The sequence below is a fragment of the Amycolatopsis sp. 195334CR genome (genome assembly GCF_017309385.1).
Lineage (GTDB): Bacteria > Actinomycetota > Actinomycetes > Mycobacteriales > Pseudonocardiaceae > Amycolatopsis.
This window is the reverse complement of the sequence record NZ_JAFJMJ010000001.1, coordinates 2,706,185-2,718,251: the sequence shown is the minus strand read 5'-3', so window position 1 is coordinate 2,718,251 and position 12,067 is coordinate 2,706,185. Positions and strand designations below refer to the sequence as shown.

Genomic DNA, 12,067 nt, shown 5'->3' with positions numbered 1-12,067 from the left:
CCGGTGTGGATCTCTTTTCGCGCTCCTGGACGGCTTTGCTCGCGGCGGTCGCCGAACTCACCGATGAGGAATTCGCCCGGCCTTCGGGCTGCGCGGGCTGGCTCGTCCGCGATCTGGTCTGCCACCTGGTGATCGACGCCCAGGACGTGCTGATCACCCTGGTCACGCCCACCGAAGCCGAACCGGACCGCGACGCCGTCACCTACTGGGCGGTCTCGCAGACCCCGCCGACCGGCGACGACCCGCTCGACGCGCTGATCGTCCGGCTGGCTGCCGCGTACCAGGAACCGGGCCTGCTGAAGTTCCACCTCAACGACGTCGGGTCCGCCGCCGGACGCGCGGCGGTGCTCGCCGACCCGGGGCTGCGCGTCAGCACGCAGGACATGGTGCTCACCGCGGGCGACTACCTCTCCGCGTACGTCCTGGAGTGGACGCTGCACCACCTCGACCTGATCGCGCACCTGCCCGGAGCCGCGCAACCGCCCGCGGCGGGTCTCGCCAGGACACGCGAAATGCTGGAGGAAATCGCCGGGACGAAGTTCCCCGCGTCGTTTTCCGACCAGGACGCGCTGCTCGTCGGTACCGGCCGCCGCACCCCGACCGACGCCGAAACGGCCGAGCTCGGCGAGTTGGCCGCGAAGCTGCCTTTCGTGCTCGGTTAGACCTCTTCCATGAGTTCGTAAACCCGCTGGGCCAGCAGGGTGTTGTCGGCGGGGGCGATGGTCGCCCAGTTCCGGTTGTCCGTGTTGCGGGCCAGCTGGAACAGGTAACGACCGGCGTCGGTGTCGTGGAAGGCGACCACCCTCGGCGCCCGGCGCATCGTCCCGTCCCGGCCCTGCCGCTCCACCCCGAACTGGCCGCGCGCGAGCGTGCCGAGCAGCATCCCGGCCAGCTCCTGGCACTGCCACAACGGGACCCCGCGGTCCTCCAGCGCGGTGACCAGCGCTTTCGCGTCCCCGCGGGCGTCGGCGTCGGCTTCGACGAGCACGTCGTGCGGCAGGCTGACCGACCGGCCCACGCCGGGGGACAGCTCGCCGGTAACCGACACCGCGGCCTCGGCGAGCGAGCTGTCCCTGGTCGGGATGAGCCACACCTCGTCTCCGTCGACCACGCCGAGCAGCGCGTCGCTGCCCACGCTCGCCGCGAGCCCGTGGATCTCCCGTTCCGCCCACACCCAGACGTCGATGCTGAGCTTCGGGTGGGCGAGCAGGTTCAGCATGTCGAGCACGTCACCGTCGGCACGGCGGCCTCTGGCCAGGCGCTTGTCGGCGAGCGTGCGCCACGCCCGCTCGATCAGCGCCGCTCGTTCGGCGTGGGTGTGGCCCGGCGTCGGGACGTCGAGCGCAACGTGCCGCTCGGGCAGGCCTTGGGCTTCCCAGAGCACGTCGAATTCCAGCGCGGACAGCACCAGGCTGCCGTTGGGCGAACCCACGTCCTTGTTACTCCTCAGCGTGCGTCCCCGGCATCGTCGCGGCCGATCACGTCGGGCGCCACCATCCGCTGGTCGGTGAACAGGTCCTTGTCGTCGATGCCGAACTTGCGCACGTGCTCGGCGTCGTTCTCGCCGTCCTGGGTGGCCGCCTGCTCCAGGAACCCGCGGCGCTTCTCGGTCTCGGGGCCCTGGCCGGACCGGCGCAGCGCGCGCTGCTCCTCCTCGGGCAGGTCGCCCATCGGCACCTGGCCGGTCCGCGGGAACGAACCGGGGGAGCCGCTCCGGCCGACTCCGCGCCCGCGCCGGTCGCCCTCACCGGCCATCGCGCCGCCGACCGCACCGGCACCGAGGGCCGCCGCGCCGGAGGCGAAGTCGCCGACCCCGCCCGGCTTCGGCACCGCGGTGAAACCACCGGCCGCGGGCACCGGGCCGGGTCCCTGCGGACCGGAGCCGAAGATCTTGCCCTTGCCGAGCGGGCCGTCGGCACCGCCACCGCCACCCGGCGGGCCGCCCTTGCCACCGACCAGGTTGTCCGCACCGGGGCCACCTCCGCCGGTGAGCCCGCTCAGCTTGCCCGCGATCCCACCGGACTGGCCGGGCACGCCCGTGGTGCCGGGTGCGCCCGGGGTCACCGGCGTGCCGAAGTTGTTCGGGAACGGCTTGGCGCTGCCCTGACCGGTCGGCGGGTTCTGGCCGATCACGCCGGGCGTGTTCGGCACCCCGGGCTGACCCGGCCCCGGCTGACCCGGTTGACCCGGACCCGGCTGGCCGGGCTGGTTCGGCTGGGTGTGCTGCGGCACCCGGCCGCCCGGCACCACCGGCCCCGGCGCGACCACCGGCGGGGCGGACGACGGCGGGGTGGCCGAGCTCGGCGCGGTGGAGGAGTCCGGAATGGACACTCCGGGACGGCTGGCACCTTGTGGCTGCGCGGGCAGGCCCATCGGCGGGGTCGGCGGGTCGAACGCCGCGCCGGACTTCGTGGTCGGCATCGAGCCCTTGCCCCCGCTGGTCGGCGGGCAGTCGTCGATCGGCGAGCCGCCGGCGTGCACGTTGGCGGCCTGCGTGCCGATGTCGAGCGGGCTGGGCCCACCCGGCGCACCGGCCAGGTTGAGCGCCTCGGGTGCGTTCAGCGCCTCGGTCCAGGAGAGGTTGTCACCGCTGGCCTTGGCGTAGTCGTTCAGCACGCCGACGGCCTGGTCCTTCGCCTCGCGGGACTCCTTGACCGCCTTCGCGTGGTCGGTCTCGTAGCCGATCAGGCTCATCAGCCCGTCGCCGAGCGAGTACCCGCCCGAACCGGCGCGGATCGCGCTCGACTCCGGCAGCTTGTGCAGGGTCCGGGTGAACGCCTCGCCCTGGGCGAAGATCAGTTCCGCGGACTGCGTGACCTTGTCGCCCGCGTCGGCGGAGAACCCGGCCTGCTCGACCAGCACCGCGCTGGCCCGGCCACCCGCTCCGCTGGTCCACGCCACGCCGAGCTTCGACAGCTCCTCGCGCAGGGTCTTGTCGGTGTTGGCCAGTTCGGCCGCCACCGCCTTCATCGCGTCGACGGCCTCGCCGATGCCACCGACCCCGCCGCCGGAGCGGAACTTGTCGATCTCGTCCGCGATCCCGTTGGGGCTGTACCCGTCGAACCGGTGGCCGCGGATCCGCTCCACCATCGCCGAAATGTCCACGTCTCTCCCCTAACCCCTGGATCCCAAGGTCCGTACCGCCAGCGCCGCCGCGCCCGCCGACAGCTCGCACAGTTGCCGCTGGTCGAACGCGCCCCTGGTGACCGGGTAGAGCTGCACCCGCAGGGTCTGGCCTTCGGCCACGCCGACCAGCGTCTCGCAGTCGCTGGGTGCACCACCGCGGCCGTAGTGGGTCAGCGCCGGGAAGCGCTCCACCTGGCCCGGTTCGGTGTTCTTGCTGCTCTTGTGGCGGTCACCGGTCAGCCAGGCGGCGAGATCGGCGCCGGTGATCGCTTCCACGTAGTAGGTGTAGTGCGGTTCGCCCTTCGCGACCGGCAGCGAGCAGGTCGGGCCTTCGCGCTGGTTGTCCACGGGCAGCGGCTCGGGCTGCTCGGTGATCTTCAGCTCGTCGAGCTGCGGTTCGGTGAACAGCGTGCACGGGTCGACCCCGTCCAGGCGCAGCTCGGCCGGGCGCGCGACCAGCGCCGGCGCGGCCTCGGTGGTCGGCGCCGGGGCCGGGGCCTGCTCGGACCCGCACGCCACCGTGGCCAGCCCGGCGGCCAGGCAGACGAAGGGCTTAAGCCGGGTGGACACGCCGGTCCTCGAGGGCGCCCACGGTCGCGTCCTCGTTGACCTGGTACGTCTGCGAGGCGGTGCGCAACTGGTCGGCCAGCGTGCGCAGGCCCTCGACGTAGGAGCGGACCTGCTTCTCGTACGAGCCCTCACCGGCCACCACGACCTCGTTCCAGGCCTCGACGGCGTGCTTGCTCACGATGTCCTCGGACGGCGGATCGATCCACAGCTGGCCGAGGCGCTGCGCGAGCCGCTGCTCGAGCTGCTCGGCCTGGTCGTGGATGATCTTGGCCACCGCGTCGACCTGGTCGGGCTGGACCTGGAGGTCCTTGACCCCGGGCACCGACGGCACGGCCGTGGGCAACCCCGACGAGGTCTGGCGGTAGACCGCACCGGTCACCGACGGCTCGTTCTCTGACATCTGCGCACCCCACCTACGGTTGCCTGTGCTGGCAGGCTACCAACGCGCGGACAACGGCGGACTGCTCTTGGACGGGAGAACCAGCGTTATGGTTCCGCTCAATTCGCGGGAACCGCGATCTCCCCGTGGACGGCGCGCAGGGCGATGTCGGTGCGGTGGTGCGAACCGGGCAGGTGCACCTTCTCCACCTTGGCGTAGACCTCCTGGCGCGCGGCGGCGAGATCGGCGCCGACCCCGACCACCGACAGCACGCGGCCGCCGTGCGCGACCACAGCGCCGTCGTCGCGGCGGCGGGTGCCGCCGTGCAGCACGCCGTCGGCCTCGGCGCCGGTGATCACGTCACCCGAGCGCGGGACCCCCGGATAACCGTCGGCGGCGATCACCACGGTGACCGCGGCGCCCTCTTCCCAGTCCAGCGGCGGGTGCTCGGCCAGCTCGCCGGTGGCCACCGCGTGCAGCAGCCCGGCCAGCGGCGTGTGCAGCAGGGCCAGCACCGCCTGGGTCTCCGGGTCGCCGAAGCGGCAGTTGAACTCGATCACCTGCGGACCGTCGGAGGTCAACGCGAGCCCGGCGTAGAGCAGGCCGGTGAACGGGGTGTCCCGGTTGGCCAGCTCGTCGACCACCGGCTGCACCGCGACCCGGACGATCTCGTCGACCAGCCCGGCGGGTGCCCACGGCAGCGGCGCGTAGGCGCCCATGCCACCGGTGTTGGGCCCGGCGTCGCCGTCACCGACGCGCTTGAAGTCCTGCGCGGGCAGCAGCGGGACCACCGTGCGACCGTCGACCAGGCAGAACAGCGACAGCTCCGGCCCGTCGAGGAACGACTCCAGCAGCACCGGGTGACCGCCGTCGAGCAGGGTCATCGCGTGGGCGCGGGCCCGGTCGCGGTCGCTGGTGACCACCACGCCCTTGCCCGCCGCGAGGCCGTCGTCCTTGACCACCCAGGTCGGGCCGAAGCGGCCGAGCGCGGCGTCGAGGTGCGCGGGGTTGTCCACGATCTCGCTGTGCGCGGTCGGCACGCCCGCGGTGTTCATCACGTCCTTGGCGAAGGCCTTCGAGCCCTCGATCCGCGCGGCGGCGGCGGACGGACCGAAGCACGGGATGCCCGCCTTGCGGACCGCGTCGGCGGCCCCGGCCACCAGCGGGACCTCGGGGCCGATCACCACCAGGTCGGTCTTCCAGCGGGTGGCCAGCTCGGCGACCGCGGCCGCGTCGGAGACGTCGACGGCGAGCGGCTCGGCCAGCGCGGCGATGCCCGCGTTGCCCGGGGCGCACCCGATCGCGGTCACCGCCGGATCGTGCGACAGAGCCAGGACAAGGGCATGCTCACGGGCACCGGACCCGATTACCAGGACACGCACGGGGCCAGGGTAGCCGTGACCCGCACCCGACCGCCCGCCGGGATTGCTATGAATGGGGCATTACTTGCAATCAACGCAAGTAATGCCCCACTCATAGCATTGGGGTCAGCTACCCAGGGCCTGCTTGGCGCCCGCGTGCAGGGGGACCGGGTCGGTGTGGCTCGCGTGCTCCTTGACGATCTGCTTCGCCGCCGGGTGGACCTGCTCCAGCTCCGCCTTCCGGTCGAAGATCAGCTTGGTCAGCGCGCAGGCGTCCCCGGTCGGGAAGTCGTCGCGGACCACCAGCAGGTTCGGCACCACGATGGTTGGCACGTCGGCGGGCAGCTTGTAGGTGGCCGCCGGGATCGAGCCCGCCTCGTAGACCGGGTTGATCTGCTGCAGCTTCGGCAGCAGCGGGGTGATGTCGATGAACTTCACCCCGGTGCCCATCGAGGTGGTCAGGTCGGTGATCTCCGGGGTGGGCAGGCCGCCGGACCACACCAGCCCGTCGATCGTGCCGCCCTTCATGCCCTCCACCGACTTGCCCAGCGCCAGCCGCTGCGCCTGGATGTCCGCGTCGGGGTTCAGCCCGGCCGCGGTGAGCAGCCGGTTCGCGATCACCTCGGTGCCCGACTTCGGCGAGCCGGTGGAGATCCGCTTGCCGCGCATGTCCTCCACCGAGTTGATGCCCGCGTCCGCGCGGACCACCACCTGCGTGGAGTTCGGGTAGATCCGGGACAGCGCCTGGATCTTCTGCGGTTTGCCGTCGAAGGCGCCCTTGCCGTTGACCGCGTCGGCGGCGGTGTCGGCCAGGGTGAAGGCCACGTCGTACTCGCGGCCGGTGAGCTGCTGGATGTTCTGCACCGAGGCGCCGGTCTCCGCGGCGGTCGCCTTGAGCTTGGTGTTGTTGCTGAGCAGCTGCGCGATGCCGCCGCCCATCACGTAGTAGACCCCGCCGACGTTGCCGGTGGCGATGGTGATCCGGCCGTCCGCGGCCTCGCACGCGACCTGGCCGCCCTGCCCCTGCGCGGGTTCCGCGGTCTGCTTGCCACCGCACCCGGACGCCGCGAGCACCACGGCGAGCGCGCCTGCCAGCCAAAGCTTCGAACGCATGACTCTCTCCTTAAACGGCTTCACGAGTGGGTTTCTCGCGCCAGATCAGGTGCGCCACCGCGGCCAGCAGGCAGAGCCCGACGCCCACGGCGATCGCGATCGGTTCCAGGTAGAGCAGGCAGACCGCGGCGGGCACGCACAGCGCCCGCACCTGCCAGCGGACCGGGCCGGCCACCCAGCCGCCGGTGACCACGGCGAGCACGGCCACCGCGAGCGCGGACACCACCGCCACCCACAGCACGGTGCCGAAATCCGCCTGCAGCAACAGGGCCGAGCCGTTGTCGGTGAGCACGAAGGCGATCGGCACCAGGAACGCGGGCAGCGTGTACTTCCACGCCTGCCACATGGTGCCGATCACCGAGCCACCGGTGATCGCGGCGGAGGCCACCGCGGCCAGTGCCGTCGGCGGCGTCACCTCGGACAGCACGGCGTAGTAGAAGATGAACATCGCGCGCTCGGCGTCCGCCACCCCGACGTCGGCCAGCGCCGGGCCGAGCACCACCCAGGCGATGATGAACGACGCGGTCACCGGCACCGCGAGGCCGAGCACGCCGACCGCGATCGCCGAGAAGAACACGGTCAGCACCAGCACCGCGGTCGGATTGCTGGAGATCGCCCGCGCCGCCTGGACCAGCGCGTCGGCGAGCACCTGGCCGAGCCCGGTCTTGGTGATGGTCGAGGTGATGATCCCGGCCGCCGCGCAGACCGCGATCACCGGCAGCGCACCCCGCACGCCGAGCGCCAGCGCGCTGACCATCTCCTTGCCCCACGCCTTCAGGGCGGTACCGCGTTCCTCCCCGGCACCGGCGAGCTTGGCGATCAGCGCGAACAACGCGGCCACCCCGGTCGCGTAGACGACCGCGGCGAACGGCGGGATGTCCAGTGCCAGGAACACCACGATGATGGCCAGCGACAGGAAGTGGTAACCACCGCGCAGCAGCAGTTTGCCGGCCTTGCCGTGGGCCACCTCGACGGACTTCGCGCCGAAGCGGCGGGCGTCGGCCTCGACCGCGAGCACGATGCCGAGGTAGTAGAGCAGCGTCGGCACGATCGCCCAGACCAGCACGGTCAGGTACTCGGTCTCCAGGTACTCGGCGATGATGAAGGCCGCCGCGCCGAGCGTCGGCGGCGACAGGATCGCGCCGATGCCCGACGCCGCCAGCAGCCCGCCCGCGTTCTCCTTGGGATACCCGGCTTTGCGCAGGATCGGCCAGGTGATCGAGCCGAGGCTGACCGCGGTGGCCGTGCCGGAACCGGAAACCGTGCCGAGCAGGAATCCGGAAAGGACGGTGGTGCGGCCGGGGGCCGTGCGCGACCGCTTGAACAACGCGAAGCTGAACTCGACGAAGAACTGCCCGGCGCCGGAGGCGTTGAGCACCGCGCCGTAGATGGTGAACAGCACGATGTAGCTCGCCGCCACGTCCAGCGGGGTGCCGTAGAAGCCGCTCGCGTCGTTGTACAACGCGTTGACGATCTGGCCGAAGTCGATGCCCGCGTGCGCGATGCCCCAGCTCTGCGGCAGGAAACCGCCGTAGTAGGCGTAGGCGAGGAAGGCCACGCAGACCAGCGGCAGCACCAGCCCGGTGGTCCGTCTGGTCGCCTCCAGCACCAGCACCAGGAGTAGCGCCCCGGCTACGATGTCCACAGTGGACAACACGCCCTGGCGGTCGAGAAACTCGTCGAAACCGCCGCCGGGGAAGGGCAGCACCGGGTACAGCCCGGTGAGCAGGGCGATCACCGCGAGCACCCAGTCGAGCACGCCGGGGTCGTCGGCCGCCGCGCTGTCCTTTCGCGACCTGGGCCGGTAGCACAGGAAAACCGCGGGCAGCGTGCAGCCGAGGAAGATCACCAGGTAGTACTGGACGCCCTGGGCGAACGGGAAGAACACCTGCTTGAGCACCAACAGCGAGACGGCGAAGCAGACCACGCCGACGAGCAGGTCCGGCCGCCGGGAAAGCTGCCTGGCGGGCCGTTCCTCGTCTTGTACAGCGACCACTTCCGCTGCCTCTGGTGACTTCACTGTCTCGGCCAAGGCACACTCCGCTCGCACGCCATAACGCTGAATGCACGCTACGGTGTCCCGGCTCACAGTTGAAGGGTTGATCCAGATCGCGTTAACCCGTATTTAAGCGGCCGGACTTCCGGGGCGGTGAAGGTAGCGCCGACCCACACACGAGGAGGACGAAGATGGTGCGCAAGAGACTCGCGGTGCTGGCGCTGAGCGGGCTGGCGGTGCTCGGCCTGGCGGCCCCGGCCGCGGCCCAGCCGGGCGAGGTGCGGGACGGTTACGGCAGGGGGCACGATGAGCCGGTGATCGTCGGACACCGCGGGGCGCCGGGCTACCGGCCCGAGCACACACTGGCCTCCTACGAGCTGGCCTACCGCCAGGGCGTCGACTGGGTCGACGTCGACCTGGTGCCGACCAAGGACGGGCAGCTGGTCGCCCGGCACGAGAACGAGATCGGCGGCACCACGAACGTCGCCGACCACCCCGAGTTCGCCGGCCGCAAGACCACCAAGGTGATCGACGGGACCAGCTACATCGGCTGGTTCACCGAGGACTTCACCCTGGCCGAGCTGAAGATGCTGCGGGCCAAGGAGCGCATCCCGGACCTGCGGCCGAACAACAAGATCTACGACGGCCGGTTCCCGATCGCCACCTACCAGGAGGTGCTGGACCTGACCCGGAAGCTCGGCCGCGAGCTGCGCCGGGAGCTGGGCACCTACCCGGAGATCAAGCACTCCACCTACTTCCGCAAGATCGGCAACCCGACCGAGCCGAAGCTGGTCGAGCTGATCAAGCGCAACGGGCTCAACCGCAAGAGCGCGCCGGTGATCGTGCAGTCCTTCGAGGTGGGCAACCTCAAGGAGCTGAACAAGCAGCTCAAGGTCCGGCTGGTGCAGCTGACCTCGGCCACCGGGGCGCCCGCCGACTTCGTCGAGAACGGCGACCCGCGCACCTACGCCGACCTGGTCACCCCGGCCGGGCTGAAGGAGATCGCCGGGTACGCGGACTCGCTCGGCCCGGAGAAGAACCAGGTGATCGGCCGCGACGCGGCGGGCAACCTCGGTTCGCCGACCGCGCTGGTGTCCAACGCGCACCAGGCCGGGCTGCCGGTGGTGCCCTACACCTTCCGCAACGAGAACAACTTCCTGCCGCTGAACCTCCGCTCCTCGGCCGACCCGGCCGCGTGGGGCAACGCGTTCGGTGAGTTCGAGGCCTTCTTCAAGGCGGGCGTGGACGGCGTGTTCGCCGACCACCCGGACACCGCTATCGAGGCTGCTGGGTAAGGGTCAAGGCGCGGGCGCCCACGGCCAGTACGGCGAGGGCGCCCAGCGCGCCCACCCCGGCGAAGACGTAGAACCCCCACGGGTAGGCGATTCCGGCCGACAGCAGGGCGCCGCCCAGCAGCGGCCCGGTGATCGCGCCCAGCCGCCCGATGCCGGCGGTCCAGCCGAGCCCGGTCGCGCGGCCCTCGGCCGGGTAGGTCCGCCCGACGTAGGCGTAGACCAGCACCTGGGCGCTGAACACGAAGCACCCGGCGAGGAACACCGCGGCGTAGAGCCCGAGGGTCGGCAGCCGGACGCTCAGCAGGGCCAGGAAGACCGCGCCCGCGGCGAACCACGCGATGGTCGACGGCCGCACGCCGGCGCGGTCCGCGACCCGCCCGGCGACCACCAGCCCGACGATCGCGCCGACGTTGAGCGTGAGCAGCAGCGCCAGTGCCGCGCCGAGTTCGTACCCGGCCACGCGCATGATCTGCGGCAGCCAGGTGTTCAGCCCGTAGACCAGCAGCAGGCCCATGAACGACGCCACCCAGAAGGCCAGCGTGGCGCGCAGGAAACCGCCCTTGAAGAGGCCGCTGACGGCCTTGAGGCCGACCTTCTCGGCCTTCTCGAAGACCTCGGACTCGGGCAGGTACTTGACCATCAGCGGGACCAGCACGAGCGCGGGCGCCGCGCCGATGACGAACATCCAGCGCCAGCCCGCGGCGGGCAGCACCACGATGCCGAGCAGCGCGGTGAGCACCGCGCCGACGTGGTAGCCGGTCATGATCGTGGTGGCCGCGCCGCCGACCTTGCCCCTGGAGAACTCGGTGACCAGGGTGATCGCCGTCGGCAGGCAGCCGCCGAGGCCGAGGCCGGCGAGGAACCGCAGGATGCCGAAGACCAGCGCGGACGGGGCGAACGCGCAGAGCAGGGTGAAGAAGGAGAACCCGGCGACCGCGTAGATCAGCGCCTTGCGGCGGCCGATGGTGTCGGTGACCGTGCCGATCGCGAGCGCGCCGAGCATCATCCCGACCAGGCCGACGGTGGACACCGCCGAGCCGGTGCCGGGCGTGAAGCCCCACACCTTGTCCTCCAGCAGCACCGGGATGACCGTGCCGAGCACCACCAGGTCGAAGCCGTCGAGCAGGACCGCGGCCCAGCAGAGGGGAAGTACCGCCGAGGGTTTCATGGGACGCCTCCACCGTTGGGGGCGTCCCATGATGAGCGGCGGGTGCCACCCGGCGAAGGCGACGTTCCGCTCACCGAAACGGGCCGAGGCTCAGCCCACCGAGCGGGTCAGTTCGCCGACCAGGCGCCAGGTGCGCAACTGGTCCGCGGTACCGGCCAGATCCGACTGCGTCACCACCACCTCCGTGGCCCCCGCGTCGAAGTAGCGCCGGATCTCCGCGGCGACCGTCTCCTCGTCACCGACCACCGCGAGCTCGGCCGCCTTCGACGCCCCGCTCAGTTCGATGATCCGCTGGTACGACGGGATCCCGTCGTAGAACGCGGTCTGCTCGGCAACCCGCTGCCGCGCGGTCTCCACCGCCGAGGTGACCAGCGCGGGCAACGCGGCGATGATCTTCGGCGCCGGCCGTCCCGCCGCCTCCGCCGCGGCACTGATCGACGGCACGATGTGGTTCGCCAGCGCCTTCGGCCCGGCCAGCAGCGGCATCGTGCCGTCCGCCAGTTCACCGGTGACGCGCAGCGCCTGCGGCCCCATCGCGGCGACCACCACCGGCACCGGTGCCGCGCCGGCCACCTTCGCCGTCATCGGCGGTTTGGCGGTGATCAGCTCGCCGTCGAACGACGCCGTGCCCGTCTCGAAGACCGAGCGCACCACGGTCAGGAACTCCCGCAGCCGCGTGATCCGCCGGTCGTTCGGCACGCCGTAGACCGGCTCGGCGAACGCGGGCGCCCCCAGCCCCAGGCCGAGGGTGAAGCGCCCGCCGGTGGCCGCCTGCGCGGTCTGCGCCTGCGAAGCGACCAGCAGCGGGTGCCGTCCGGCGATCGGCACCACGGACACGCCGACCGAGATCTCCGGCACCTCGCGGCCGACCACCGTCGCCAGCGTGATCGAGTCGTAGCTGAAGAGCTGACCGAACCAGGCCGACCGGACACCGGCGGCCGCCGCGCGGCGGGCCTGGCCGACCACGTCGTCCACGGCGTTGACCGCACCGGCGGCCGGGGCGATAGCGATTCCCAGGGTCATGCCCTGGGCAACCGCCGTCGCCGCGCCGGGATTCCC

The 12,067-nt window shown here is 71.7% G+C and carries 11 protein-coding genes; 2 read left to right on the top strand and 9 right to left on the bottom strand.

Translation table 11 applies throughout. The features are described from left to right. The first annotated feature begins 5 nt into the window (after nt 1–5). A complete protein-coding gene (locus JYK18_RS13230; RefSeq protein ID WP_206802362.1) occupies nt 6–662 on the top strand; it encodes a maleylpyruvate isomerase N-terminal domain-containing protein in 657 nt (218 codons plus the stop codon). On the opposite strand, the gene JYK18_RS13225 is transcribed toward JYK18_RS13230, so the two are convergent. From JYK18_RS13225 to JYK18_RS13195, 7 genes are all read right to left on the bottom strand, one after another. Next, nucleotides 659–1,432, bottom strand: coding sequence for an ESX secretion-associated protein EspG (locus JYK18_RS13225; RefSeq protein WP_206802361.1), 774 nt, complete (start codon nt 1,430–1,432; stop codon nt 659–661). The genes JYK18_RS13230 and JYK18_RS13225 overlap by 4 nt on opposite strands. Before the next feature lie 14 nt (nt 1,433–1,446). Next, nucleotides 1,447–3,105, bottom strand: coding sequence for a hypothetical protein (locus JYK18_RS13220; RefSeq protein WP_206802360.1), 1,659 nt, complete (start codon nt 3,103–3,105; stop codon nt 1,447–1,449). A 9-nt stretch (nt 3,106–3,114) separates the two neighbouring features. After that, the gene (locus tag JYK18_RS13215) at nt 3,115–3,696 is read right to left on the bottom strand and encodes a DUF3558 domain-containing protein (RefSeq protein WP_307795892.1); all 582 of its coding nucleotides are present in this window, start codon (nt 3,694–3,696) and stop codon (nt 3,115–3,117) included. Beyond that, nucleotides 3,680–4,096 (bottom strand): hypothetical protein, encoded by a 417-nt coding sequence (locus JYK18_RS13210; protein WP_242579089.1) that lies wholly within the window; start codon nt 4,094–4,096, stop codon nt 3,680–3,682. Before JYK18_RS13210 ends, JYK18_RS13215 begins: the two co-directional genes overlap by 17 nt. A gap of 98 nt (nt 4,097–4,194) precedes the next feature. After that, nucleotides 4,195–5,457, bottom strand: coding sequence for a phosphoribosylamine--glycine ligase (purD, locus tag JYK18_RS13205; RefSeq protein WP_206802359.1), 1,263 nt, complete (start codon nt 5,455–5,457; stop codon nt 4,195–4,197). 105 nt (nt 5,458–5,562) lie between these two features. Continuing rightward, nucleotides 5,563–6,549 (bottom strand): TAXI family TRAP transporter solute-binding subunit, encoded by a 987-nt coding sequence (locus JYK18_RS13200; protein WP_206802358.1) that lies wholly within the window; start codon nt 6,547–6,549, stop codon nt 5,563–5,565. 10 nt (nt 6,550–6,559) lie between these two features. Further along, entirely contained in the window at nt 6,560–8,545 is a 1,986-nt protein-coding gene (locus JYK18_RS13195; protein WP_374195013.1) for a TRAP transporter permease, read from the bottom strand. 191 nt (nt 8,546–8,736) lie between these two features. Between JYK18_RS13195 and JYK18_RS13190 the strand changes: the two genes are divergently transcribed. Then, the gene (locus JYK18_RS13190; protein ID WP_206802356.1) at nt 8,737–9,840 is read left to right on the top strand and encodes a glycerophosphodiester phosphodiesterase; all 1,104 of its coding nucleotides are present in this window, start codon (nt 8,737–8,739) and stop codon (nt 9,838–9,840) included. On the opposite strand, the gene JYK18_RS13185 is transcribed toward JYK18_RS13190, so the two are convergent. After that, entirely contained in the window at nt 9,821–11,008 is a 1,188-nt protein-coding gene (locus tag JYK18_RS13185; protein WP_206802355.1) for an aromatic acid/H+ symport family MFS transporter, read from the bottom strand. The genes JYK18_RS13190 and JYK18_RS13185 overlap by 20 nt on opposite strands. Before the next feature lie 90 nt (nt 11,009–11,098). Continuing rightward, nucleotides 11,099–12,031, bottom strand: a complete 933-nt coding sequence (locus tag JYK18_RS13180; protein WP_206802354.1) for a TIGR03564 family F420-dependent LLM class oxidoreductase — start codon at nt 12,029–12,031, stop codon at nt 11,099–11,101. Nucleotides 12,032–12,067 lie beyond the last annotated feature (36 nt).

Coding starts and splice junctions, on each gene's coding strand:
- JYK18_RS13210 (WP_242579089.1), bottom strand. CDS start 4,096: ATGTCAGAGAACGAGCCGTCGGTGACCGGTGCGGTCTACCGCCAGACC.
- JYK18_RS13200 (WP_206802358.1), bottom strand. CDS start 6,549: ATGCGTTCGAAGCTTTGGCTGGCAGGCGCGCTCGCCGTGGTGCTCGCG.
- JYK18_RS13190 (WP_206802356.1), top strand. CDS start 8,737: ATGGTGCGCAAGAGACTCGCGGTGCTGGCGCTGAGCGGGCTGGCGGTG.
- JYK18_RS13185 (WP_206802355.1), bottom strand. CDS start 11,008: ATGAAACCCTCGGCGGTACTTCCCCTCTGCTGGGCCGCGGTCCTGCTC.
- JYK18_RS13180 (WP_206802354.1), bottom strand. CDS start 12,031: ATGACCCTGGGAATCGCTATCGCCCCGGCCGCCGGTGCGGTCAACGCC.